We start from the raw sequence: 23,628 nt of genomic DNA, 5'->3' as shown, positions 1-23,628 counted from the left end.
TCAATCTTTCGTCGTCGCCAGGACGGGACGACGGCGGGCCGGACGGACGGCCGCCCCCGTCCGCGGCACCGGGGCCCCGCGCCCCACCACCGAAGACACCCACGACGTACGCGAACGGAAGGGAGGCGGGACCATGGCACCGACGCAGGACGCGAACCGGAACCCGGCCCTGACCCGGCCCGCCGGCGCGGAGCGCCGCGTGGTGATCACCGGCTGCGGCACCATCTCCCCGATCGGCCACACCGTCGAGGAGTTCTGGGCCGCTGCCACCGCCGGACAGAGCGGCATCCGCCCCATCACGCGCTACGACGTGGACGCCCTGCCCACCCGGTTCGCCGGCGAGGTCGTGGGCTTCGACCCCAAGCCGTACATGCCGAACAAGGTGAGCCGGCGCCTGGACCGCTTCGCGCAGTTCGGGCTCGCCGCCGCCCTCCAGGCGATGGACCAGGCCGGGCTGACGATCGGCGAGGAACTCGCCACCCGTACGGCCGTCCTGGTCGGCTCCGGCTACGGCCCCGGCCAGCTGATGCGCACGGCCATCCACGACCTGCGCGACCACGGCCGCCGCCGGATGACGCCCTACCTCGCTTCCGGCGGTTCCCTGGACAGCGCGGCCGGTGAGATCGCCGCCCGCTTCGGGGCCCGCGGCGCCTCCGGCGCCACCGTCACCGCCTGCGCCACCGGCGCGACCTGCGTCGGCGACGCGCTGCGCATGATCCGGCACGGCTACGCCGATGTCGCGATCGCCGGCGGCGCGGACGACGCGGTCAACCCGCTCGACCTGGGCGCCGCCGCCAACGCCGGGGCGCTCTCCCGCCGCGACGACGACCCGCACCTGGTCAGCCGGCCCTTCGACCGGCAGCGCGACGGCTTCGTGATGGGCGCGGGCGCCGGCATCGTCGTCCTGGAGGACGCCGAGCACGCGGTGCGGCGCGGCGCCACGATCCTGGCCGAGGTGGCCGGGTACGGCGCCACCACCGACGCCTACCACTCGACCCACCCGCACCCCGACGGCCTGGCCGCCCGGCAGGCGATGACCGACGCGCTCGCCGACGCGGGCCTTCGTCCCGAGGACATCGACCACGTCTCGGCACACGGCACCAGCACCCAGCTCAACGACCGCATCGAGAGCGCCGCGATCCACGCGGTCCTCGGCGGCCACGCCCCGCGGGTGCCCATCAGCTCGCTCAAGTCGATGACCGGCCACATGATCGGCGCGGCCGGCGCCGTGGAGCTGATCGCCGCCGTCCAGACGATCCGTACCGGCCTGGTGCCGCCGACGGTCAACTGCGACGACCCCGAGGACACCACGCTCGACTACGTACCGCACAAGGCCCGTGAGCACGCGGTCCGCGCGGTGCTCAGCAACTCGTTCGGGTTCGGCGGGCACAACGCCGTCCTCGTCGTCCGCGCCTGGCCCGGCGCCGCGGACACCGCGGGCCGTCAGGACCGGCAGCCGAAGGAGGAGGGCCGATGACCACCGGACCGCAGCCCGAGGCGTTCTGCCAGGCCGACCCCGTCTTCTACGACATCGCCGGCCGCCACACCGCCGACGACTCGCACGCCTTCGCGCAGACCCACGCCCCCGCCCCCGCGGGCTGGGAGCGCCGCGAGATGGACGTGTGGATCGTCCACACCCCGCTCGGCCACGCCCTGCCGCAGCAGGGCTGGAAGATCCACATCTCCGGCCTGCCGGACAACGCGCGGCACGTCGTGGACACCGCCTGGGACTACTGCACCGCGAACGGCCTGCCGTTCAAGTTCCTGCGCGGCGTTGACGTCCTGACCACCCACAGCCTCAAGTACGCGCCGCGTTCCTCCAGCGGCAAGCTCGTGACGATCTACCCGTCCGACGAGGAGCAGCTGCACCGCACCCTCGTGGAGCTGGGGCAGCGCCTGGACGGCACGGCCGGTCCGTACATCCTCACCGACCTGCGGTGGGGCGCCGGTCCGCTGCACGTACGCTACGGCGGCTTCGTCACCCGCTACTGCACCGACGACGACGGCACCGCCGTGCCCGCCATCGAACGCCCCGACGGCACGCTGGTCCCCGACCGCCGCCGCCCGGTCTTCGAGGTGCCCGAGTGGGTCGAGCTGCCCGGCTTCCTCGCCGAACAGCTCGCCGCCCGCCAGGCGGGCGGCTCCGCGTCGGACTTCCCGTACAAGGTCGAGCGCGCCCTGCACTTCTCCAACGGCGGCGGCGTCTACCAGGCCCGCGACACCGAAGGCCGCAAGGTGGTCCTCAAGGAGGCCCGCCCGAACGCCGGACTGGACGGCCTCGGCCTGGACGCGGTCGCCCGGCTGGACCGCGAACGCCGGGCCATGGAACACCTCGCCGGCCTGCCCGGCATCCCGGCCCTGCACGAGCACCGCGTGGTGTGGGAACACCACTTCCTGTCCGTGCAGCACCTGGAGGGCGACACCCTCCAAGGCTGGCTCGCCCGGCACTACCCGCTGACCAAGGCCCGCCCCGAGCCCGCGGCGCTGAGCGCGTACGTGCGCCGGGCGCAGGCCCTGGCCGACCGCATCGATGCCCTGGTCGCCCGGGTGCACGAGCGCGGCATGGTCTTCGGCGACCTCCACCCGGCGAACATCCTCGTGACCGAGACGGACGACGCCGACGAGGTCGCGCTGGTCGACTTCGAACTGTGCGTCCCCGTCGCCGAGGCGGACCGGCTCGGCATGGGCCACCCCGGCTTCGCCGGCACCGGCCGCACCGGCTACGGCATCGACCGGCACGCGCTGGCAGCGCTGCGCCTGTGGCTGCTCTTCCCACTCACCGGGCTCAACGAACTGGACCCGGGCCGCGCGGCGGCGTACGTGGACGTGGCCGAGCGCAGGTTCGCCCTGCCGGCCGGCTCCCTGGACGCGCTCCGCCACGAACTCGCCCCCGGCGAGGCGGCCCTGAACCGGGTGCCCGCGGCGCTCCGCGAACCGCTGGGCGTCCGCCTGGACACCTCGCTGCCCGACTGGGCCGCGGCACGCAAGTCGCTGGCCGAGGCGGTCCTGCTGTCCGCCACGCCGCAGCGCGCCGACCGGCTCTTCCCCGGAGACGTACGGCAGTTCACGACCGACGGCCTCAACTTCGCCTACGGTGCCGCGGGCGTCCTGTGGGCGCTGGACACCGCCGGAGCGGGCCGCTTCCCCGAATACGAGCAGTGGCTGCTGGACGCCGTCGAACGCGACCGGCCGCAGCGGCCCGGCTTCTACGACGGAGCGCACGGCATCGCCCACGTCCTCGCGGGCTTCGGCCATCTGGAGGCCGCCGGGCGCCTGCTCGACGGCTGTCGGACGGCCACGGACGCGATGGCCGAGGTGAGCCTCTTCCGCGGCATGGCGGGGGCCGGACTGAACCTGCTGGACTTCGCCGCCCGCACGGGCAGCGGCGACCACCGCGACCAGGCCCTCCGCCTGGCCGACCGGACGGCCGCCGCCGTCACGGCCGGGACCGCCCCGGGCATCGCCGCGGGCCCCGGCCGGGGCAGCCGGGCCGGACTGCTGCACGGCTGGTCGGGAGCGGCCCTGTTCTTCCTGCGGCTGTACGAGGACACGTCCGACGCGGCGCACCTCGACCTGGCCGTACGGGCGCTGCACCACGACCTCGACCTGTGCGCCACCGGCGAGGACGGTTCGCTCCAGGTGGACGGCGGGTTCCGTCAGCTGCCCTACCTGGAGGTGGGCACCGCGGGCATCGCCCTCGTCGCCGACCAGGTGCTGGCCCACCGCGCCGACGCACGGCTGGCGGAGGCACTGCCGCTGCTGGTCCGCGCCGCGGAGCCGGAGTTCACCATCGAACCGAACCTGTTCGGCGGCCGGGCCGGCCTGCTGGCCACGCTCGCCGCGCTGCGGGCCCGCGACCCGCGGCCGGAACCGGACCTCGGCGTCGAGCGGCACCTGACACGGCTGCACTGGCACGCGCTGTCCTACCACGGCCATCTCGCCTTCCCCGGCGACCAGTTGCGCCGGATCTCGATGGACCTGGCCACCGGCGGACCGGGCATCCTGCTGGCCCTGACCGCGGCCCTGGACGGGAGGCGGGACTTCCTGCCCTTCCTGGCCCCGCGGAGCGGCCGGCCCACCGGCGCGGACCACCGCGCCCCCTGAGCTTCCGGCCGGCCCCCAGGCCGACCGGAAAAACCGAACACCGAGTCAGTGGAGAGGAGGAAACACCATGTCGATCGTTCTCGACCTGCAGGGCCTCGAGGTCCCCGCCGAGGAGGCCGCGCGCGTCTCCAGCACCGTCAGCAGCCACTGCTGAACGCGCTGAGCGCCAGCTCCGGTGCCCGCCCGCGGGCGGGCACCGGAGCTCAACTCTTTTCCCGAACCATCTGTGAGGAGCCCGGATGAGCGGCCTGCTCGACGGCAAGAGGCTGGTCATCACCGGTGTGATCAGCGAAAGTTCCATCGCCTACGCCGTGGCCCGGCTGGCACAGCAGCAGGGCGCGCGGATCGTGCTGACCGCGTACGGGCGCCCCACCCTCGTCCAGCGGCTCGCCCGCCGCCTTCCCGACGAGCCCCCGGTCGTCGAACTCGACGTCACCGACGCGGACCAGCTCGCCACCCTCGCCGACCGCGTGGGCGCGCACCTCGACGGCATCGACGGCGTCCTGCACTCCGTCGCCCACGCCTCCGCCACCTGCCTCGACGGCGGGTTCCTGACGGCGCCGTGGGCCGACGTGTCCGCTGCCCTGCACACGTCCACGTACTCCCTCACCGCCCTGGCCACCGCCTGCCGCCCGCTGCTGGCGCCCGGCGCCTCCATCGTGGGCCTGGACTTCGACGCCTCGCGCGCCTGGCCCGGCTACGACTGGATGGGCGTGGCCAAGGCCGGGCTGGAGGCCTGCTCCCGCTACCTGGCGAGGGACCTCGGGCCCGACAACGTCCGGGTCAACCTCGTCGCGGCGGGCCCGCTGCGCACCCTGGCCGCCCGCGGCATCGGCGGCGACGGCCCGGCCTTCGAGAAGGACTGGGCGACGCGCGCCCCGCTGGGCTGGGACCCCGCGGACGCCGAGCCGGTGGCCCGCACCTGCCTGGCGCTGCTCTCGGACTGGCTGCCCGCCACCACCGGCGAGATCGTGCACGCCGACGGCGGCCACCACATGATCGGAAGCTGACGTGCACCACCTCGGATCGGCCTTCGGCCCGGACATCACCTTCCTCGGCGTCCCGCGCCTGAACCTGGACGACCCGCCTGCGGACGCGGACGTGATCATCCTCGGTGCCCCCTTCGACGGCGGCACCTCGCACCGGCCCGGCGCCCGCTTCGGCCCGGCCGCCATCCGCCAGGCCTGCTACCTGCCGCACAACGGCGCCCGCCGCAGTCTCGCGCTCGGCGTGGACCCGCTGACCGAACTGAAGGTCTACGACGCCGGGGACGTGCCCTGCTACTCCGGCGACATCGAGCAGAGCATCCGTACCGTGGAGGGGGCGGTACGGATGACCGCCGGGCTCGGCGCGATCCCGGTCGTGCTCGGCGGCGACCACACCATCGCGCTGCCCGACATGCGCGCCGTCGCCCGCCACCACGGCTTCGGGCGCATATCGATGCTGCACTTCGACGCGCACGCCGACACCGGCGAGGTGGAGGACGGCCCGCTCTACGGGCACGGCAAGCCGATGCGCCAGCTCATCGAGTCCGGCGCGGTACGCGGCGACCGCTTCCTCCAGATGGGGCTGCGCGGCTACTGGCCCGGCCCGGAGACGCTGCGCTGGATGGCCGACCAGGGCATGCGCTCGTACGAGATGAGCGAGATCACCGCCCGCGGCTTCGACACCTGTCTGACCGAGGCGTTCGCCACCGCCATGGACGACTGCGACGGCGTGTACCTCTCCGTCGACGTGGACGTGGTCGACCCGGGCCAGGCGCCGGGCACCGGCACCCCCGAGCCCGGCGGCCTGACCTCGCGGCAGCTGCTGGACGCGGTGCGCCGGGCGGCCTACGAACTGCCGGTCGTCGGCGTCGAGGTGGTCGAGGTGGCACCGCCGTACGACCACGCCGACATCACCGCGTACCTGGGCAACCGGATCGTCCTGGAGGCGCTGTCCGGCATCGCCCGCCGCCGGCGTGACGCCAGAGAAGGCACGACCTGGGACCCGGCGGTTCCGCTGCTGCGGCGGGACGGCCTGGGCGGCGGCAGATGAGCGTGTCGGGGGAGGAGGACGGCCGCCGGGCCGTCTTCGGCCCGTACGCGGTCGAGCGCGAGAAGATCCGCGAGTTCGCCGCGGCCGTGGGCACCGCCGACCCCGCGCACACGGACCCCGCGGCGGCCCGCGCCCTGGGCCACCCGGACGTCCTCGCCCCGCCGACGTTCCTCGCCGTCCTCGCGATCCGCGCCGAGGAACGGCTGCTGCGCGATCTCGGCGCCCCCGCCGACGGCGCGGGCACGATCCACCGCGAGGAGCGCTTCGTGCACCACCGCCCCGCGTACGCCGGGGACGAACTGCTGGTGACCGTACGGCTGAAGGACGCGTCCCGGCGCGCGGGCCGCGAGGTCGTGGTGCTGGAGAGCGCGTTCCGGGCCACCGACGGGTCACCGGTGAGCACCGTGACCTCCACCCTGCTGCTGCCGGACCGCCGCGGCAACGATGACAAAAGCTGACTCCAACTCATGGGAGCGGATCTCCGCATGACCGAAACGATGGCGCCCCCCGTCCCCGCCCCCCGGCTCGTCGGCGCGGCCGAGGGCGGCCTTTCGGGGCCGGACCTCACCGGCCGGGTGCTGGCCGCCGCCCGGGTCCTGCGCGACCGCGGCATATGCCCCGGCGACCGCGTCCTGGTCAAGGGCGACAACTGCGTCGACTACGTCGTGGCGCTGCTCGCCCTGATGCACCTGGACACCTCGCTCGTACCGGTCGACCACCGCCAGTCCGCCGCCGACGGCCGGGCCACCGCCCGCCAGGCCCGTGCCCGCTGGCTGCTCACCGACGGCACCACCGACCCCGCCTTCCCCGCCGACCGGGTGCTCGGCTACCCCGGCCTCGGCGCGGACACCGAGCCCCCCTCCGGTGAGGTCGATCTCACCGCCTGGCTCGCGCGCCCGGATGCCGTGGTGCTGTGGTCCTCCGGCACCACCGGCCGCCCCAAAGGCATCGTGAAGTCGGGCCCCGCGGTGCACGACAACACGCTGCGCACCATCCAGGCCATGGGCTACCGCGCCGACGACGTGCTCGCCCCGCTGCTGCCCTTCTCCCACCAGTACGGCCTGTCCGTCGTCCTGCTGTGGTGGCTGGCCCGCTGCACCCTGGTCGTCACGCCGTACCAGCGGCTGGACATCGCCGTCGGCCAGGCCGCCGCGCACGGCGTCACGGCCGTGGACGCCGCCCCGTCCACGTACCACTCGCTGCTCGGCGTCGTCCGCCGTCGCCCGGAACTGCGCTCGGCCCTCGCCGGGGTGCGGATCTGGGGCGTGGGCGGCGCCCCGCTGCCCGCCCCGCTCGCCGAAGCCTTCCCGGCCGCCATGGGCCGTCCGCTGCTGGACGGCTACGGCCTCAGCGAGCTGGGCAACGTCGCGCTGGCCACGCCCGAAGCGCCGACCGGCTGCGGCCGTCCGCTGCCCGGCGTACGGATACGGGTGGTCACCCCGGACGGCCGGGAGGCCGCGCCCGGCGAACTGGGCGAGATCGAGGTGGACTCGCCGGGCCTGATGGAGGGCTACCTGCTGGAGGACGGCACGCTCACGCCCGTACGCCACACGACCTGGTACCCGACCGCCGACCTCGGCCGCTTCGACGAGGCGGGCAACCTGCACGTGGTCGGCCGCAACCAGGCGGTGCACCGGCTGGGCTTCACGCTCTACCCGGAGAGCCTGGAGCGCAAGGCGGAGGCCGCCGGGCGGCAGGTGAAGGTACTGGCGGTCGAGGACAGCCGGCGCGGCAGCGCGCTGCACTTCGTCGTGGCGGACCCGGAGGGCGGCGCCCCCGCCGAGTGGCGGCGCCGGCTGGCCACACACCTGGCGGAGTACGAGCAGCCCAACGCGGTCCACGTGGTGGAGAGCTTCCCGCTGTCGGCCAACGGAAAGGTGGACGCGGGGGCGTTGCGGGGGATGGTGGGGCTGGAAAGCTGAGACCGGCGGGCGGGACATCGCGTCCCGCCCGCCGGCCGCTTTCGTCAATCCCCGCGGTTATCCAGCCTGTTCAAACGGCCCGCAGGATCAGCGAGGCGTTGTTCCCCCCGAACCCGAAGCTGTTCACCGCGGCGGTACGGGCCGACGGCAACCGCAGCGGCGCCGTCGGCAGCACCACCCGGTCCGTGTCCTCCGCCGACGCCAGCCCGGCGGTCGGCGGAACGGTCCCGGTACGCAAGGTCAGCGCGGCGGCGGCCAGGGCCGGGGCTCCCGAGATGTGCAGCAGGTGGCCGATGGCGCCCTTGTGCGAACTGACGGGCAGAGCGGAAGAGCCGGTTTCGGCGGCGATGGCCTCGATGGCCGCGAGTTCGGCGGCGTCACCCTGAGCGGTGCCGGTCGCGTGGGCGTGCACATGGTCCAGCCCGTCCACCGCGGCGTCCCCCAGCGCGTCCCGCATGCACGCGCCGATCAGCTCCGCGTCCGACGCTGCGGCCTTGGCCCCGGCCACCCGGCAGGCCGCACCGGCGACCACGAGATCGGCCACATGGCCTCGCGACCGGGCGTGCCCGGCCGTCTCCAGCACGACGGCTCCCCCGCCCTCGCCGAGCGAGATACCCGCCCGCCCGGCGTCGAACGGGCGGGCGGCGTCGCGGCCCACGGCCCGTACGACGTCCATGCTCGCGTACTCGTACCGGTTGAGGACCGACGAGCCCGCCACCACGGCGACCGGCGCGACACCCGCGCGCAGGGCCTCGCGGGCGAAGCCGACGGCGAAGACGGCCGAGGCGCAGGCGTGCGAGAGGTGCAGGACGCGGCCGGGCGCGAAGGCGGGACCGAGGGTGCCGGACGGGTCGGGGCCCAGGAACTCCTGCTCGGAGGCGGGGTCCGCGCCGGATTCCGGACCCGTGCCCGGCGCCTGGCCGACGAGGATCACCAGGGCGTCCCGCGGCACGCCCGGCAGCCCGGCGGCCTCCACGGCCTCCGCGATGGCGGACCGCGCATAGGCGCTCTTACGGGGCGTCCCGGCCGCGGGGTCCGGTCCGGGCACCTCGCCCACCGGCTCGCCCCGATAGGACGGCGCCTTGAAGCGCCGGGCCGGACGCAGCGCCGAGCGGCCTTCGAGCAGCCCCCGCCAGTAGGGCGCGACGCCCGATCCGAAGGGGGTGACCAGCCCGAGGCCGCTGATGACGATGTCGTTGACGGGGTTACTGACGGGGTCCTTCACGGGCATGTGACACTCCAGGCGGTGGCGACGGCGAGGCAGTGCACCGGGCGCGGGCCGTCGCCGGGTGAGACGAAGAGGTCCAGGTGGACGGCCGGTCCCGGCATGGCGGCCAGGGGCCAGGGCGGGCGCGGCGCGTCCGCGGCCCGCTCCGGGCCCTGTGTGTCCACCGGCAGTGGCGCGAGGAGGTAGCAGCCCCCGCGGTGCCCGGACGCGGTGGTGTAGGGGCGGACCAGCTCGGAGGTCTCCAGGCCGATCGAGTCCGAGGGCCGCAGCCGCCGCTCGGTGTCATGGCAGCGCCGTACGAAGTGGCGGGCGGCCCACGAGCTGTACGCGCCGCTCAGGACGTACAGCGGGGCGGTGGTCCGTACGGCTTCCGGCAGGGCCTCGAACGCGGTCCGCAGCGCCCAGGTGACCGCGTCCACCGGCTTGACGTGCGCTTCGGGAGCGGCGGTGAAGCCAGCCGTCCCGAACTTCCCTGCCGCGTCGGTCAGTTGACCGGCGTCGGTGGCCGCCAGGCCGGCTCCGTGACGTACGGTGCCCGGCTGCCGGCCGCTGTCGGGCCCGGTGCCCGCCCGGCCCGTCTCCGCTGTCGCCATCGGCCGCCCCGCCCCTCTACCGCCAGTCATGAGTTGTCGAATATGCTGAATCTGTAGTCATATTTTGTCAACAACGTCGTCTACGGGGGAGGGCGCCTTGCCGCGCCACATCGGCTTCGTCTCCATCGCCTGGCACGGCCATGTGAACCCGACACTCGGCCTCGTCGCGGAACTCGTCCGGCGCGGCCACCGGGTCTCCTACGCCGTCACCGAGGCGTTCGCGCCCGCCGTACGGGCCGCGGGCGCCGAACCCGTCGTCTACCGCAACCCGGTGGACGACGCGCTCACCGAAGACGGCCTGGCCATCTCTCCCATGGACTTCCTGCGCGAGGCCAGGGCCACGCTGGACGTGCTGGAGAACGCCTGGGCCACCGACCGGCCCGAGGTGATCGCGTACGACGGCATCGCCTGGGCGGGCCGGGTGCTCGCCGCGAAGTGGCGGCTGCCGGCGGCGGAGATGTGGCCCTCGTTCGTCTCCAACGAGCACTTCTCGCTGGAGGCCGAGTTCCTGGCCGACAACCCGCTGCACCCCGGCGTCCTGCGCTTCGCCCGGGAGCTGACCCGGTTCCTGGCCGCCCACGACCTGTCCGGCCGCTCGGTCACCGACTTCCTCGGCCACACCGAGGACCTGCGCCTGGTCTTCCTGCCGCGCGCGTTCCAGTACCACGGCGAGACCTTCGACGACCGGTTCGCCTTCGTCGGGCCGTGCGCCGGCGACCGCGGCTTCCAGGGCAGCTGGCGCCCGGCCGGGGACGGCCGCCCGGTCCTGCTGATCGCCCTCGGCACGGCTTGCTACGACTGGCCCGAGTTCTTCCGTATGTGCGGCGAGGCGGTCGCATCGCAGCCCTGGCAGGTCGTCATGGCCTACGGGCCGGGCATGGACCGCGCCGCCATCGGCCCGCTCCCCGGAAACGTCGAGGCCCACCCGCACGTCCCCCAGCTCGACGTACTGCGTCACGCCGACTCCTTCGTCACCCACGCCGGCATGGGCTCCACCATGGAGGCCCTGCTGCACGGCACTCCCATGGTGGCCGTACCGCAGACCCAGGAACAGACCGCCGTCGCCGAACGCATCGACGCCCTCGGCCTCGGCGTGCGCCTGGACCGCGACCACCTGGACGCGGACACGCTGCGCACCGCCCTGATACGCGTCATGACCGACGGCGGAATCCGGTCCCGGGTCGCGCGCATGCGGGACGAGGTGGGCGGGGCCGGGGGAGCGGCCGAAGCCGCCGACCGCATCGAGGCCCTGGTGGCCGGCGCCGGGTCCGCTGCCACCACGGTCCGTACGGGCTGACCGGGCCGGCCACCACAGCACCGTTACGACACCACCGCTACGACAGCACCGCGACCACGGTCCTCGCGCAGGACCGGAACGGAGAACTGATGCAGGGCAAACTCGTCCGGCTCGAACGCCCCGCCGACCAGGACTACGAGCTGATGGCCCAGTGGTTCGGCCCCGACTCGGCCGCCGCCGTGATGGCCGCCACCGAAGGCGACGTGGTCACCGCCGAGGACTTCCGCAAGCTCGACCACACCGGCGGCCTGCGGCAGTTCGCGGTGCGCGACGGCGAGGACCGGACCGTGGGCGCGGTGCACTACAAGGCACAGGGCCCGGTCGGCGGCTATGTGCTCGGCGGCGCGATCGGCGACCCCGAACTGTGGCGCCGCGGCTTCGGCGCCGAGGCGTTCGACCTGCTCATCGACCACCTCTTCCACGCACGCAACGCCCACCGGGTCACGTTCACCACCGCGCTCTACAACAAGAACGTGATGCGCCTGGTGACCGGCGTCGGCTTCACCCTCGAAGGCATCCTGCGCGAGTACTTCTACCTCGACGGCCGTCACCACGACGGCGCCGTATGGGGCCTGCTGCGGCACGAGTACTACGCGGCGGTCGAGGAACTCAAGCGCACCGACCCGACCTTCGTCCTCCCCGACACCATCCCCGAGGCCGACAAGGCCGAGGCACGCCGCCTGCTCGCCGAGTACATCACCAGCCCCACCGGCAAGACGTCGGCGGGCCTGCTGCTCGCCTCGGTCGCCGCGGCAGACGGTGCCGGACAGCCCGCCGAGCCGTCTGCCCAGCCGTGACCGCCACACCTGGCCGTGGTCCGCGCTGGACGACCGTGGTCCTCTCGCCGCACTTCGACGACGCCGCGCTGTCCGTCGCCGGATACCTCGGCCGCACCGCCGGGCCCACCGCCGTGGTCACCGTCCACGGCGGCGCCCCGGCGGCGGACCGGATCTCCTGGTGGGACGCGGGCTGCGGCTTCGCCACCCCGGAAGAGGCGTACCACGAGCGCCTGGCCGAGGACGCCCGTGCCTGCGCACTGCTCGGCGCCGAGCAGGTGACCCTCCCGAACCCGGACAGCCCGTACCGCGAGGGGGGCGACCTGGCGGGGCTGGCCGACTTCCTGACCGCACTTCCCCCGCAGACCAGAGTGCTGGTCCCCCTCGGCACCAATCAGCCCGACCACACCGCCGTACGCGACCAGGCCCTCGCGGCGCTGGCCGGACGCCCCGGCCCGGCTCCGTACGTCTACGCGGACCTGCCCTACACCGGCGGCGTCCGCAAGTGGGGCACGGACGCGGCGGTCGAGCGGCTCGCCGGCTCCGACAAGTACGGCGGCGCCTACCGCGACCTGTCCGCCACATACGAGCTGCGCGTGGCGCACGACATCCGCCTGGACGAGCGCGAATGGGCCGCGAAACGGGCGGCGGTCCTGTCCTACACCTCGCAGCTCGCGCCGGTGGCGGTCGGCCACGGGCCGTTCCTGCGGCGGCCGGGCCCGCTCCAGGCGGAACTCATCTGGGAAGCGGTCCCCGCCACCCTCGACAACGGAGAAGGGAACCGTCATGCCGGGCAGCCCCCGCACATCGGTGTCGGCTGAACACTTCGACAAGGTCTACCGGTCCAAGCCCGACCCGTGGGGAACCCTCCACAAGCCGTACGAACAGGAGAAGTTCGCCGACACGGCCGCCCTGCTGCCGGCCGGACGCTTCCGCTCGGCCCTGGAGATCGGCTGCGGCGTCGGCGCCCTCACCCGGCTGCTGGCGCCGCACTGCGACCAGCTGCTGGCCACGGACTGCTCCGCCGCCGCGGTCGAACAGGCCCGGCAGCACTGCGCCGACCTGCCCCACCTCACCTTCGGCACCCTCCGCGTCCCCGGCGAACTGGACGCCAAGAGCCTCCCGGCCCACCTGGCGGACCCGCTGGACCTCATCGTGATGTCCGAGGTCGGTTACTACCTCTCGGGCCCCGACCTCGATGTGACCGCTGCGCGGATCGCCGCCCTGCTTCGGCCGGGCGGGCACGTACTGCTGGCGCATTGGGTCCATGACGAGCCCGGCACCACGCCCGCCACGGAAGCCGCCGCGGAGATCGTGACCGGCCACGGGGTGCACAAGGTCTTCCGCGACCGGGCGGACCTCCGGCCGATCGAGGGCCGGACCAGTCACCGGCACGGCAACTCGTATCGCTTGGACCTTTTCCAACGGGTGACGTGAAGGGGAGGGGCAGCCGCCTCACGGGCGTGTGAGGCGGCTTCGGGATCGGCACCACACACCTGTCCCGTCTCCTCGCCGTCTATTCGACCTATTCGATCTCGACGCGTCCGCCGTGGCGCTCCGCGCTGTCGCCGCGGCTCTTGCGGCCGTCCGTACCGTCCCCGGAGGAGCCCTCTCCCGGGGCGCCCAGGTTGCGCCGTACGGAATCCAGGATCGTCAGCCCCTGGCCCACCAGCCCGGCCGCGATCTCGCCGAGCCCGTCCGTACCGTTCAGCACGTTCACGTTCGCGCCGGAGAGACCGGCCGCAGCCTCCTTGACGATCTGCGGCAGCTGGTCGATCAGCATCCGGTCCAGCGCCACCCGGTCGTACGAGGCGGCCGCCTCCGCCTGGATCTTCATCCGCTCGGCCTCGGCCATGGCGAGCACCCGGATACGCTCCGCGTCCGCCTCGGCCGGCTTGACGACCTCCGCCACCAGCTGCTGCTGACGCAACTGAGCCGCCCGCTCGGCCAGCTCGGTCTGCGCGTCCAGCACCTCCTGCTGCGCGTGCGCCTCCGCCAGCGGGCCCGCCTGCGCGGCCTGGGCCTGCGCGCGGTCCACCTCGGCGTTGTACTGCGCCTGTACGACGGCGGTCTGCCGCGCGTACTCGGCCTGCTTGCGCGCCGCCTCCTGCTCCGCCTCGGCCGCGGCCTGCGTCGCCTGCGCCTGGGCGATCTGCGCCTGCCGCTGGATCGCCGCCTTGTGCGGGGCCGACATGGCCTCTATGTAGCCGGTGTCCCCGTCGTCGATCGACTGGATCTGCAACGAGTCCACGTGCAGCCCGATCTTCGCCATCTCGGCCTTGGAGGTGTCCAGCACCTCGGTGGCCAGCTTCTGCCGCTCGGTGACGATCTCCTCGACCGTCATCGACCCGATGATGGACCGCAGGTGCCCGGCGAAGATCCGGCCGGTCAGCACCGACATCTGGTCCTGGTCGGAGAGGAAGCGCTGACCGGCGTTGACGATGCTCTCGACGTCGTTGCCGACCTTGAACGCGATCACGGCGCGTACCGTCAGCGCGATGCCCTGCCGCGTCACACAGGTCTCGACGACCTCCGACTCGCACATCGCCAGCGTCAAAAAGCGCGTCTTGCGGAAGACCGGCAACACGAATTTCCCGTGACCGGTCACGACACGGAACGGCGCACCCCCGAGCCCACGCCTGCCACCCGATATCAGCATCGCCTCGTCGGGGGCGGGAACGCGGTAACCGAACATCTTTCGTCGTCTCCTCAACCGGCGTCGCCGGCGTCACCGGCCAACGCGTCCAATGGATCGGCCCACTCGATCACATCGACCTGCCGGCCGCCCCGCGAGGTGACCACCAGGACGCGCGTCCCGCGGGCCAGCGGCTCGGCGGACCAGGCCAAAAACGTCTCCGTACCACCCCTGACCCGCACCAGCACCTCACCGGCCCCAGCCGCCCCCCGGGTCCCGATCACCAACTCCCCGGCACACCCCACCACAGCCTCATCCGAAACCACCCAAGCCCACCCCCTCCCCGCCCCTGCTTCCTTCGACCTTAGCCGGGTGGGGGGTGCTCGCCCATGGTGGGCGGGGGTGGGGGTGGGATCTTGACTTGATTCTGATTGGGGGGTGCCCCCACGGGTTGACGAAACCCATAGGGGCACCCCCCCGCGGGGCTCACCACCACCCCAGCCGCCACCCCTCAAAGAACCTCCGCACACTCCGCCGTACTTCCGGCACCGACACTTCCGGGGCGACGCTGCCCACCAACCCCTTCCGGGCCTCAGCCGACATCAGCCCGGCAGTCTGCAACTGCGGCACCATCGCGGCGTAATCCGTGAACACCCAGTGCGCAGCGTCCGCGAACCGCCGCTGCCGCACACGTCCGCCCGAATGGGCGCGTACGGCCGACCAGGACCGCCCCAACTCCTCCCGCCCGGCGAACCCGTCCGTACCCACCAGGAGCAGCGGCCGATCCACCCCACACCGAGCCACCGGCAACAGCTCTCCGGGCCGCCCGGACGCCCCCGGCGCCTGGTCGAGGAAGCCCTCCCAATTCACGGCCGCCCCGATACGCCGATCCTCATACATTGCCTGTGCCGCAGCCGTCCCGCCCGCCGAATGCCCGTACACCCCGACCCGCCGCAGATCCAGCGCCCGCCCGAACCCCCTCGGCACCGCCCGCCCCGCCGCATCCACCCCACGCCCCGCCGCAAAGCTCCCCAACTCATCCAACACAAACCGCACATCCGCCACCCGAGCCCCGACCATGGTCCGAAACACCCCCGCATCCGCCCTCGGATCCCCCCTGAAGACGGTCGTCCGCACCCTCTCCCGCCCGACCCTGTCCCCAGGAAACTCCACCGCCACCGCGTCCCCAGGGTGATCGACACACACCACCACCCATCCCCAACTCGCCAACTCCTCAGCAACACAAGTCCCCAAGCCCCGCGGATCCCCGCCGCCTGGGCTGTACACCAACACCGGCCACCGCCCACCCAGTACAGGCGCACCCACATACGCATGCGTAGCCGTACCCGCCCAGTTCGCCCCCACCCGAGGCAACCCCGGCCGCACCAGCGGCATCACCTCCCCGAACACTCCTGCCACTGCCGGCGAAAACTGCCGCGCCAAGGAAAGCCCCCGCACCTCACCCGCCGGATAAAACACCGACACCACCACCTCCCGCACCGCAATCCCCTCCCACGGATCCCGCCGCCGGCGATCCACCAGATACAACTCCGCAACCCCCACCGAATAGCCCCCACCAGCCCCCGGCAACTCCAACACCACCCCCTCACCACTCCCCACCCGCCCAGCCCCCACCGACCCGCCCCGTACGGCCCCCGCCCCCACCGACACGCAGCCAGCGCGGCCACGACCACCCCACCCACCCCCCACAGCCACCGCCTTCCCCCCACCCCCACCTCCACCGAACAGCGCCCCCACCCCCAACACCACCGCCTTAGCAAAACCCCGCCGCCCAGCCCCAGCCGCGACAACGCCACCCCCAGCTCCGGCACCCCGAACCTCGGCAGCCCCGGCCCCGACAACCCCGCCACAACCAGCTCCGGCACCGCCAGCTGCGACAACCCCGCCAACCTCAGCCCCGGCATCACCGGCCGCGACAACCCCGCCACCCCGAACCTCAGCACCGCCAGCCTCGACCACCCCGCTACCCCGAGCCTCGCCACCCTCGGCTCCAACAACCCCGACACCCGACATATCCATCCCCGTCCTCCGCGCTGCCATCAGTCATGAGCCGTCAGCCATCAGCCATCAGCCACCTGCCGACTGCTCTGTCTGCCAACCTGCTGCCGTCACCAGGCTGACGCCCGGAGGGAGGACCCCACGATCCTTTAGCTCCAGCCCAAAACGATGGCGCGACACCATCAGCACGATGACGAGCGACACCACCAGAGGACCAGTGCCTCACATGCCTCACATCCAGGGGGACCAGTGCTCCGCATCCACTTCACGGCCGCCGACTTCGCCCGCGTCCGCTTCGCACCCCGCCCGGCACCCCTCATCGAACTCAACACCGCCTTCATGAAGGCCACCAGCACCGACGACCCCCTCCTCTACGCCCGCTGGCGACAACGCCTCCTCCGCTCCCTCCCGCCAACCGTCCTCCCGCTCCGCGCCTTGGCCCCGGCAGGCAACGCCCCCGTCTTCCTCGACACCTACAACGACTCACTCACCGACGCCCTGGAATCCATCCGCGCGACCCACCCCACCGCCATCCGCTCCGAACTCCAACGCATCTACGCCTCAGCCCCCCACCCACCACCGCCCTGGATCCGGGCCCTCCACCAAAACGACCCCGGTTCCTGGCACCTCTTCGAACAGGCTCAACACGCGGCCTTCGAAACCGTCCTACGCCCCGTATGGCCCCTGATCCAGGACCTCCACCGCGACGAGTTCACCCGCCACGCCCTCACCACAGCCGAACACGGCACCGCCCACGCCCTGACCCACCTAGTCCCCAACTCCCGCCTCAGGGACAACACATGGGAAGTCCCCTCGCCCAAGGACCAGCACATCACCCTCACCGGCCAAGGCGTCCTCCTACACCCCACCTTCCACTGGACCAGCCACCCCCTAGCAGCCCACCACCCCGACCACCCCTTACACCTCACCTACCCAGCCGGCCCCCACCTCCCCCTCCAACCCACCACCAAGTCTCCCCACGACCCCCTAACAGCAGCCCTAGGCCCCACCCGAACCCAACTCCTCCGCCTACTAACCACCCCCCACACCACCACCGCCCTGGCCCGCAGCCTGAACGTCAGCGCCCCCACCATCTCCGCCCACACCACAGCACTACGCGCCGCCGGCCTCCTCACCACAACCCGCGCGGGACGATCGGTCATACATGAGCGAACAGCACTGGGGACGCTCCTGGCTCACCGCGGGACGTCCATATGACGGCCGGGCCGCAGATGGGGGCCCCAGCCACAGGGGCGCCCATCTTGCTCGCGCGCGGTACCTCGGCAACGCCTCTGGACAGCGCGTTCCGCGCTCGGCCGGAGCGATACGCCGTGCACACGCAAGGACATAGCTGGAGGGCCGGTACTGGATCCAGTACCGGCCCTCCAGCCTCCTATTTCTCAGTCGGGGTGGCGGGAGCTGAACCCGGAAGCTCTCCGACCCGGGCACACGCGCCTCACCTGCCAACAATGAAATCCGTGCAGGTCAGGGCGCTGGTCTCGGTCTGGGGTAACCACGCAACAATTGCGGAGAAGAACGTCTCCCAGATGCCTCCCGCCAAGGTGGGAGACTGCTGCTCGTAGCGAATCAGTTCGTCGTGGGGGAGGTGTTGGACGAGGGAACTCGGTCCTCGGATCGGTCCGGGTTAGCCTATTTCTTCGCAGGCGGCCTTGAAGTCGTCCACCACGAACACGTCCTGGGACCACTGCCCGGGCCATGCAGCAAGTACCAGGTCCTTCGGCCCGGCGTGTGCCAGCATGGCCCGCTTCTCGGTTATGCGTGTCGCCTGGGTGACGACCCCTTTCGCATCGATCCGTAAGAGGGTTACGGTCTGGCCGCGCCAGGGAAACCCACCCTCAACTGAGCTGGTGCGGCGAAGGGAAGAAGCGTCAAACTCGGGAAATCTCGGCATGTTCTGCATCTTAAAGGCGTAGGCGCGAGCCGAGTTTACTGGTCGCCCCTCCGTATCGGGCTATGGGGTGTACGCGGTTGTGGGTTCGCTGGACTCGTGAAGTAGTTGGAAGCCCTGTGCGCCGCGAGCAGCGGCCCAGCAAGCGAGGAGGGTCCAGGGCTGGCGGGGACGGCCGTGCAGTCGGCGGTGCGGTCGGTGAGTATTCACATGGAGCCGTCCGTGATCGTCGTCTCGCTCGACGGTTGTGCCAACCAGCACGCCGCCTGCCCCTATCGCGCCCCTTTGGAGGCGCACCCGCAGTTGTGACAGACGCTCTTTAGTGATGCCCTGGGGTGCCCCTGCGGTCGAGTCGGCGACTGGCCGTTCGCGAAAGTGCTGGCGCAGGTCAGTGCTATGGACGGTGCCCGATGGCTTGAGACGCCTCAGCTTCGGCAAGAGGCCCCTTCGGCCTACGCGTGTGAAGGGACGGGACCTCGCCGTGCCATGGAGGACGTCAGGTTGCAATCGGCCAGGGGCAGTAGGGCGGTTCGGAGCTGGTCTCGGGGCGGTGGTGTGCTTCCCGGTCGCACCAATGCAGCTGCCAACCTGTTCGTCTGGTCGGCGCCGAGGAACTTAAAGCACAGGCGCTCGAGGGAAGGTTCACTCGTCGGAGCCGAGCGAGGTGTCGGGGCCGAACTGGCGTACCTCCATAGAAGCTGTCCCGCCCGGTGGACTGCTCAGTACGCCACGGACCCTGACGGGCGTGCCGGTGTCGTGGCAACGGACCGCCAAGTGGTACGGCTCGTCGGCTAGGTCGATCCAGACTGTCCTGCGTCGTCGCTTGATCAACGTCTCGATGCCCACACGTCCGGTTTCCTCCTCGGGGCGGCGGCTCAAGTCGGTGATGACCCCGTAGATCACATGCTCACGGGTATAGAGCTGCGTTCTCAGGTGACGGGAGATTCGGTCCACGATGTCGATCGCATCCCGGTTGAACTCCACTTGGGCAGAGGATCCTGGCGGTGGAGCTGCTACTCGGGACCAGTTGAAAGTGATGTCGAGTGCGCCGACCGATTCCGTGTTGACCACTTTGGTCAATGCCTGGCACAACTCGTACGAGACTCCCTCGCCGACCGAGTCGGCGATCTCGCTGAGGGTGGGTTGCCGGCGAGCGCTTGCCATCTCTTCCAGTACGCCCAGGGCACGGGACATGGTGGCGGTGACGCGCCGGTCGAAGAGCGTCTCCTCAACCTCGATGTCGATGTGCTCTTGCTGCGGGGCGTACACGTCCTCGGGAGAACGGGCCTGGCTGATGATGGGCACGATGTACGAACCGCGACGTGTCTGGCCGAGTCGGACCTCGCGGGCCTGGTCTCGTGCTCGGGCAGGGAAGTTGCGGAAATGCCCTTGTCGGCGGATCGACGCAGCTGCAGATGCCACACGTAGGCGCTTGGCGGAGATGAACAGCTCGTAACCCGCCTCCAGCGGAATGGAGCCGTCACTCAGGGAGGGGTGGGATGCTCTGAGATCAGTAACATCGTGATAGACGGTGGCGATGGCATCGTGCACGGTGATAGCGTCGCGGGATTCGATGCGGCATAGATCATTCAGCAAGATGTTCGTTCGCTTCGCGAAGTCCGGTGCTCCCGGTTTCATGGGAACCAGGACAACTTCCTCAGATGAGCCGGGAAGTCGCCATAGCTCGGCCAAGTCACTGCCCGACACCGGTGACCAGCCAGCTACCTTGAGATAGCTCCGAATCTCTTCCGGGCCGAAGCCGGGGTTCATGCGCATCACTTCAGTTCACCCCTCGGCCAGCAGAGTTGGCCATACGACGCGCTGCGTCGAACATCGTGCCCATGGCTTTCACTGTGAGCGGTTGATGCTCGGGTAAGTGGATTGCTGTGGTGACGCTCCCGCTTGCACAACCCAGTCCGTGAAGCGACGCCCAGTAGCCGTGACATGCGAGGACGATCGATTCTGACTGGTGGATGACCCATCGGCCAATGTCCGGAGGGACGATCAGTAACGCGAGGTGGCCTGGGGCCGAACGGTCCGGATTGCGGAGCTTGTCGTACGTTTCCACGTCGAGGTCAAAGCTGAATCCACCGCGGACGATACGGGGACTCTGTGTGCACTTGAGCTGGATATCCACCATCCATGGGCCCGAGCGGAGGGTGACATCTACGCCGTCCTTGTCCACGTTCCAGTCGCAGAGCGTGTAGCCACCCTGCGTGGCGAGGGCATGCACGTAGGCACGGCTGACCTGTTCCTTCTGCCAGCTTGTCGCCTCTGCCGCCACAGGTGGCCCTCCCTCCCGCGTGACCGCGAGGATATGGCGGCATGAGCCGGTGGGGAATAGGGCCTGTGGGTTGTGTCTGCTGCCGCCGATGACGGTCAGGACTGCCATGAGCCGCGCCTCCCCCCCCTGCTTCGAATGCGCGATCCACTCCTGTCTTGCATAGCAGGGGGAACTGACAAGACACATGGCGGAAGGAACTGGCCATCGGAGCGCCAGCAATTGGGAGCAGGGCTGGGGCCGCCGACTGCATGGAAGCGCCGCTATTTGCAATCGACTGTGACGTGCGCCACGCGTATGTCGTGGGTGTCGTCCAGGGGGAGGCTCCAAGATCCCCTTCCAGGGGACTCCAGAAACGAGTCAGGGACCCGACCCGCTTTCGCGGATCAGGCCCCTGACCTGGTGTTCCTTCAGTCGGGGTGGCGGGATTTGAACCCACGACCTCTTCGTCCCGAACGAAGCGCGCTGCCAAGCTGCGCCACACCCCGAAGCAACGAGCTCTACTTTAGCGGACCGATCCCCGAAGGTGAAATCCGGTTCTCGGGGCGGCGGGGGTGGGGCCTGACCTGGTCGATGGTGACGAGGAGGAGGGCCAGGGCGTAGAAGGCGGAGCCGAAGATGAGGGTGTTCAGGGCGATGCCGGCGTAGCCGTGGAGGTCTACGTCGAGGAAGGGGTACGGGTAGCGGCCTTCGGTGCCGGGGGCGAGGAGGGCGCCGCGGATGAGGGCGAAGGGGAGGTAGAGGAAGGGGTAGGCCAGCCACTGGGCGGCGTGGCGCCAGCGGAAGCCGCGGGGGGCGGTGAGCAGGAGCCAGTCCAGGGCGGCGCCGATGGGGGTGACGGTGTGCAGGAGGTGGGTGGAGACGGTGCGGACGGTGTCGTGCTCCGGGGTCCCGGTCATGGAGAAGCCGCTGGAGTCGTTGGTGAGGATGACGTGGTAGACGAGGCCGGTGATGGCTATGTAGAGGAGGACCGCGCCAGTGATCCGTGGGGAGATCGGCGGGCGGGCGGCCCAGGCGCGGTATGCCGACCAGGCGAAGCAGACGGCCACGGCGATGTTCGTCTGGACGGTGAAGTAGCTGAAGAGGCGGCCCAGGTCCGGGGTGATCGCGATGTCCAGGACGAGGCCGGTCAGGGCGGCCAGGGCGATCAGCAGTCGGAAGATCGCGGCCACTGGGCGGCGCACCGGGGGGACGACCGCGGAGGCAGGGGTGTGGGCGGAGGCGAACGCCGCTCCCCGGGCGTAGCGGGAGGAGGCGTGGGAGGTGGCCTGCGATGGGCGGGAGCGGGGGACGCGGGCGCTGGTGGGCTCGATCATCCCCCCACGCTAGACGGGAGCGGGGCGGGATGGTGAAGGTGTGGTGAATCCGTAGGGGGAGGCCCAGTGTGCGTGCAGGGGGAGGGGCGGAGTATGCCGGGGGTGTGCCGGTCGGGGACGGTTGCCACCTGGGCGTGGCTGTAGGGGAGTGGGGGCGTGACTGTCTGACCGTGGGAGGGGACGTGATGGCCCGGCCGCGGGGGTGGACACGGAGGCCTGGCGGTGGGGGCGGACACCGAGGTCCGGCCGTGGGGGCGGATACCGAGGTCCGGCCGCGAGGGCGACACGGAGGCCCGGCCGTGGGGGCGGACACGGAGGCCCGGCCGTGGGGGCGGACACGGAGGCCCGGCCATCCGGGCCAGGCCGCGGTGTGAGATGCGTCGCGTCGGCTGGGGCAGGCGCGGTGCCCGTCGCCCGCTGATCAGTCGCGCGGTGTGAGGGTCAGCAGTGTCGCCTCCGGTGGGCAGGCGAAGCGGACCGGGGTGTAGCGGTTGGTGCCGCAGCCTGCGGAGACGTGGAGGTAGGAGGTGTTGCCGCCCGCGGTGTGGGTGGAGAGGCCCTTCACCCGGTCGGTGTCGATGTCGCAGTTGGTGACGAGGGCCCCGTAGAAGGGGATGCAGAGCTGGCCGCCGTGGGTGTGGCCGGCCAGGATCAGCGGGTAGCCGTCGGCCGTGAAGGCGTCCAGGGAGCGCAGGTACGGGGCGTGGACGACGGCCAGGGAGAGGTCGGCGTCGGGTTCGGGGCCGCCGGCGACCTGGGCGTAGCGGTCGCGCTTGATGTGCGGGTCGTCCAGGCCGGTCAGCGCGATTTCGACGCCGCCGGCCGAGCCGTCGAGCTTGAGGCGGCCGCGGGTGTTGGAGAGGTTGAGCCAGCCGGCCGTGTCGAAGGCGTCGCGCAGGTCTTCCCAGGGGTTGTGGACGGCGCCGACGGCGGGCGGGTTGCCGTTCAGACCGTGGCGCTTCTGGGCCTTCTCGATCAGGTAGCGGGCGGGGTTGCGCAGCTTCGGTCCGTAGTAGTCGTTGGAGCCGAAGACGTACGCACCGGGGAACTCCATGAGCGGGCCGAGCGCGTCCAGGGCCTCCGGGACGCCCTCGGGGTCGGAGAGGTTGTCGCCCGTGTTGATCACGAAGTCGGGCCGCAGTCCGGCCAGCGACTGGAGCCAGCGCTGCTTCTTGCGCTGCCCGCTGACCATGTGGATGTCCGAGACCTGGAGCACGCGCAACGGCCGCATACCGGGAGGCAGTACGGGCACGGTGACCCGGCGCAGTCTGAAGGAGCGGACTTCGAATCCGGCGGCGTAGGCCAGGCCCGCCGCGCCGACCGCGGCGATGGACAAGGGGACTCCGTAACGAGCGCGCATGGCTCCATCGTGGCAGAGGGAGGAGGGGTGGTGCGCATGGGTGTGGGGGTGGGGCCCTATGGGGGCGGATCTGGGGGGGCTCCCCGGCGGGGGCGATGCCCGTCGGTACGTGGGCTGCGTAGACCTTGGCAGGTGCCGCGCCTTCCGGGGG

The 23,628-nt window shown here is 71.6% G+C and carries 22 protein-coding genes and 1 tRNA gene; 12 read left to right on the top strand and 11 right to left on the bottom strand.

Annotated features, from left to right (window positions below; translation table 11 throughout):
- The first annotated feature begins 133 nt into the window (after positions 1-133).
- The 7 genes from fabF (at position 134) to CP984_RS17875 (ending at position 8,063) form a co-directional block, all read left to right on the top strand.
- Positions 134-1,477, top strand: coding sequence for a beta-ketoacyl-ACP synthase II (gene fabF / locus CP984_RS17900; RefSeq protein ID WP_003981562.1), 1,344 nt, complete (start codon positions 134-136; stop codon positions 1,475-1,477).
- Complete coding sequence (gene lanKC / locus CP984_RS17895; RefSeq protein ID WP_003981561.1) at positions 1,474-4,104, top strand: class III lanthionine synthetase LanKC; 2,631 nt, start codon at positions 1,474-1,476, stop codon at positions 4,102-4,104. The genes fabF and lanKC overlap by 4 nt, the downstream gene beginning before the upstream one ends.
- Before the next feature lie 67 nt (positions 4,105-4,171).
- Positions 4,172-4,258 carry a class III lanthipeptide gene (locus CP984_RS43025; protein ID WP_191094851.1) on the top strand — a complete coding sequence of 29 codons (87 nt, stop codon included), beginning with the start codon at positions 4,172-4,174 and terminating at the stop codon, positions 4,256-4,258.
- 85 nt (positions 4,259-4,343) lie between these two features.
- Positions 4,344-5,114, top strand: a complete 771-nt coding sequence (gene fabI, locus CP984_RS17890; RefSeq protein WP_003981560.1) for an enoyl-ACP reductase FabI — start codon at positions 4,344-4,346, stop codon at positions 5,112-5,114.
- A 1-nt stretch (position 5,115) separates the two neighbouring features.
- A complete protein-coding gene (gene speB / locus CP984_RS17885) occupies positions 5,116-6,141 on the top strand; it encodes an agmatinase (protein WP_003981559.1) in 1,026 nt (341 codons plus the stop codon).
- Positions 6,138-6,599, top strand: coding sequence for an FAS1-like dehydratase domain-containing protein (locus CP984_RS17880; RefSeq protein ID WP_003981558.1), 462 nt, complete (start codon positions 6,138-6,140; stop codon positions 6,597-6,599). The genes speB and CP984_RS17880 overlap by 4 nt, the downstream gene beginning before the upstream one ends.
- Before the next feature lie 27 nt (positions 6,600-6,626).
- Positions 6,627-8,063, top strand: coding sequence for a class I adenylate-forming enzyme family protein (locus CP984_RS17875; protein WP_003981557.1), 1,437 nt, complete (start codon positions 6,627-6,629; stop codon positions 8,061-8,063).
- Positions 8,064-8,133: 70 nt separating this feature from the next.
- Here the strand turns inward: CP984_RS17875 and CP984_RS17870 are convergent, their stop codons facing one another.
- Positions 8,134-9,294 carry a beta-ketoacyl synthase N-terminal-like domain-containing protein gene (locus CP984_RS17870; protein WP_003981556.1) on the bottom strand — a complete coding sequence of 387 codons (1,161 nt, stop codon included), beginning with the start codon at positions 9,292-9,294 and terminating at the stop codon, positions 8,134-8,136.
- Positions 9,285-9,884, bottom strand: coding sequence for a hypothetical protein (locus CP984_RS17865; RefSeq protein WP_003981555.1), 600 nt, complete (start codon positions 9,882-9,884; stop codon positions 9,285-9,287). Before CP984_RS17865 ends, CP984_RS17870 begins: the two co-directional genes overlap by 10 nt.
- Before the next feature lie 97 nt (positions 9,885-9,981).
- Here CP984_RS17865 and CP984_RS17860 point away from each other — a divergent pair, with 97 nt between their 5' ends.
- The 4 genes from CP984_RS17860 to CP984_RS17845 all read left to right on the top strand — a co-directional run bounded on the left by CP984_RS17860 (position 9,982) and on the right by CP984_RS17845 (position 13,394).
- Positions 9,982-11,181, top strand: coding sequence for a macrolide family glycosyltransferase (locus CP984_RS17860; RefSeq protein WP_003981554.1), 1,200 nt, complete (start codon positions 9,982-9,984; stop codon positions 11,179-11,181).
- Between the two features lie 89 nt (positions 11,182-11,270).
- Positions 11,271-11,978, top strand: coding sequence for a GNAT family N-acetyltransferase (locus CP984_RS42070; RefSeq protein ID WP_003981553.1), 708 nt, complete (start codon positions 11,271-11,273; stop codon positions 11,976-11,978).
- Positions 11,975-12,778: a PIG-L deacetylase family protein gene (locus tag CP984_RS17850; RefSeq protein ID WP_043980212.1), complete on the top strand. Its 804-nt coding sequence runs from the start codon at positions 11,975-11,977 to the stop codon at positions 12,776-12,778. Before CP984_RS42070 ends, CP984_RS17850 begins: the two co-directional genes overlap by 4 nt.
- A complete protein-coding gene (locus tag CP984_RS17845; RefSeq protein ID WP_003981551.1) occupies positions 12,744-13,394 on the top strand; it encodes a class I SAM-dependent DNA methyltransferase in 651 nt (216 codons plus the stop codon). Before CP984_RS17850 ends, CP984_RS17845 begins: the two co-directional genes overlap by 35 nt.
- Positions 13,395-13,482: 88 nt before the next feature.
- Here the strand turns inward: CP984_RS17845 and CP984_RS17840 are convergent, their stop codons facing one another.
- From CP984_RS17840 to CP984_RS17830, 3 genes are all read right to left on the bottom strand, one after another.
- The gene (locus CP984_RS17840; RefSeq protein ID WP_003981550.1) at positions 13,483-14,652 is read right to left on the bottom strand and encodes an SPFH domain-containing protein; all 1,170 of its coding nucleotides are present in this window, start codon (positions 14,650-14,652) and stop codon (positions 13,483-13,485) included.
- A gap of 14 nt (positions 14,653-14,666) precedes the next feature.
- Positions 14,667-14,918: a hypothetical protein gene (locus CP984_RS17835; RefSeq protein ID WP_003981549.1), complete on the bottom strand. Its 252-nt coding sequence runs from the start codon at positions 14,916-14,918 to the stop codon at positions 14,667-14,669.
- A 160-nt stretch (positions 14,919-15,078) separates the two neighbouring features.
- On the bottom strand, positions 15,079-15,987 hold the full coding sequence (locus tag CP984_RS17830) for an alpha/beta hydrolase (protein WP_237526571.1): 909 nt from the start codon (positions 15,985-15,987) through the stop codon (positions 15,079-15,081).
- Positions 15,988-16,860: 873 nt separating this feature from the next.
- Between CP984_RS17830 and CP984_RS17825 the strand changes: the two genes are divergently transcribed.
- A complete protein-coding gene (locus CP984_RS17825; RefSeq protein ID WP_003981546.1) occupies positions 16,861-17,829 on the top strand; it encodes an ArsR/SmtB family transcription factor in 969 nt (322 codons plus the stop codon).
- 427 nt (positions 17,830-18,256) lie between these two features.
- On the opposite strand, the gene CP984_RS17820 is transcribed toward CP984_RS17825, so the two are convergent.
- From CP984_RS17820 to CP984_RS17795, 6 genes are all read right to left on the bottom strand, one after another.
- Positions 18,257-18,532: a hypothetical protein gene (locus CP984_RS17820; RefSeq protein ID WP_226048669.1), complete on the bottom strand. Its 276-nt coding sequence runs from the start codon at positions 18,530-18,532 to the stop codon at positions 18,257-18,259.
- Between the two features lie 630 nt (positions 18,533-19,162).
- The gene (locus CP984_RS17815) at positions 19,163-20,296 is read right to left on the bottom strand and encodes a hypothetical protein (RefSeq protein WP_086026226.1); all 1,134 of its coding nucleotides are present in this window, start codon (positions 20,294-20,296) and stop codon (positions 19,163-19,165) included.
- A gap of 4 nt (positions 20,297-20,300) precedes the next feature.
- Complete coding sequence (locus tag CP984_RS17810) at positions 20,301-20,912, bottom strand: DUF4365 domain-containing protein (RefSeq protein WP_226048668.1); 612 nt, start codon at positions 20,910-20,912, stop codon at positions 20,301-20,303.
- A 303-nt stretch (positions 20,913-21,215) separates the two neighbouring features.
- Positions 21,216-21,289 (bottom strand) — tRNA-Pro (locus tag CP984_RS17805).
- Between the two features lie 12 nt (positions 21,290-21,301).
- A complete protein-coding gene (locus CP984_RS17800; RefSeq protein ID WP_003981543.1) occupies positions 21,302-22,117 on the bottom strand; it encodes a Pr6Pr family membrane protein in 816 nt (271 codons plus the stop codon).
- A gap of 421 nt (positions 22,118-22,538) precedes the next feature.
- Positions 22,539-23,477 (bottom strand): metallophosphoesterase, encoded by a 939-nt coding sequence (locus CP984_RS17795; RefSeq protein WP_030183776.1) that lies wholly within the window; start codon positions 23,475-23,477, stop codon positions 22,539-22,541.
- Between the last annotated feature and the right edge of the window lie 151 nt (positions 23,478-23,628).

The sequence above is a fragment of the Streptomyces rimosus genome (assembly GCF_008704655.1).
Lineage (GTDB): Bacteria > Actinomycetota > Actinomycetes > Streptomycetales > Streptomycetaceae > Streptomyces > Streptomyces rimosus.
This window is presented reverse-complemented; position numbering and strand designations above follow the sequence as displayed.

Coding starts and splice junctions, on each gene's coding strand:
- CP984_RS17875 (WP_003981557.1), top strand. CDS start 6,627: ATGACCGAAACGATGGCGCCCCCCGTCCCCGCCCCCCGGCTCGTCGGC.
- CP984_RS17810 (WP_226048668.1), bottom strand. CDS start 20,912: ATGGCAGTCCTGACCGTCATCGGCGGCAGCAGACACAACCCACAGGCC.
- lanKC (WP_003981561.1), top strand. CDS start 1,474: ATGACCACCGGACCGCAGCCCGAGGCGTTCTGCCAGGCCGACCCCGTC.
- fabI (WP_003981560.1), top strand. CDS start 4,344: ATGAGCGGCCTGCTCGACGGCAAGAGGCTGGTCATCACCGGTGTGATC.
- CP984_RS43025 (WP_191094851.1), top strand. CDS start 4,172: ATGTCGATCGTTCTCGACCTGCAGGGCCTCGAGGTCCCCGCCGAGGAG.
- CP984_RS17870 (WP_003981556.1), bottom strand. CDS start 9,294: ATGCCCGTGAAGGACCCCGTCAGTAACCCCGTCAACGACATCGTCATC.
- CP984_RS17845 (WP_003981551.1), top strand. CDS start 12,744: ATGCCGGGCAGCCCCCGCACATCGGTGTCGGCTGAACACTTCGACAAG.
- CP984_RS17865 (WP_003981555.1), bottom strand. CDS start 9,884: ATGGCGACAGCGGAGACGGGCCGGGCGGGCACCGGGCCCGACAGCGGC.
- CP984_RS17840 (WP_003981550.1), bottom strand. CDS start 14,652: ATGTTCGGTTACCGCGTTCCCGCCCCCGACGAGGCGATGCTGATATCG.
- CP984_RS17880 (WP_003981558.1), top strand. CDS start 6,138: ATGAGCGTGTCGGGGGAGGAGGACGGCCGCCGGGCCGTCTTCGGCCCG.
- fabF (WP_003981562.1), top strand. CDS start 134: ATGGCACCGACGCAGGACGCGAACCGGAACCCGGCCCTGACCCGGCCC.
- CP984_RS17815 (WP_086026226.1), bottom strand. CDS start 20,296: ATGCGCATGAACCCCGGCTTCGGCCCGGAAGAGATTCGGAGCTATCTC.
- CP984_RS17820 (WP_226048669.1), bottom strand. CDS start 18,532: ATGCAGAACATGCCGAGATTTCCCGAGTTTGACGCTTCTTCCCTTCGC.
- CP984_RS42070 (WP_003981553.1), top strand. CDS start 11,271: ATGCAGGGCAAACTCGTCCGGCTCGAACGCCCCGCCGACCAGGACTAC.
- CP984_RS17830 (WP_237526571.1), bottom strand. CDS start 15,987: ATGCCGCTGGTGCGGCCGGGGTTGCCTCGGGTGGGGGCGAACTGGGCG.
- CP984_RS17795 (WP_030183776.1), bottom strand. CDS start 23,477: ATGCGCGCTCGTTACGGAGTCCCCTTGTCCATCGCCGCGGTCGGCGCG.
- CP984_RS17800 (WP_003981543.1), bottom strand. CDS start 22,117: ATGATCGAGCCCACCAGCGCCCGCGTCCCCCGCTCCCGCCCATCGCAG.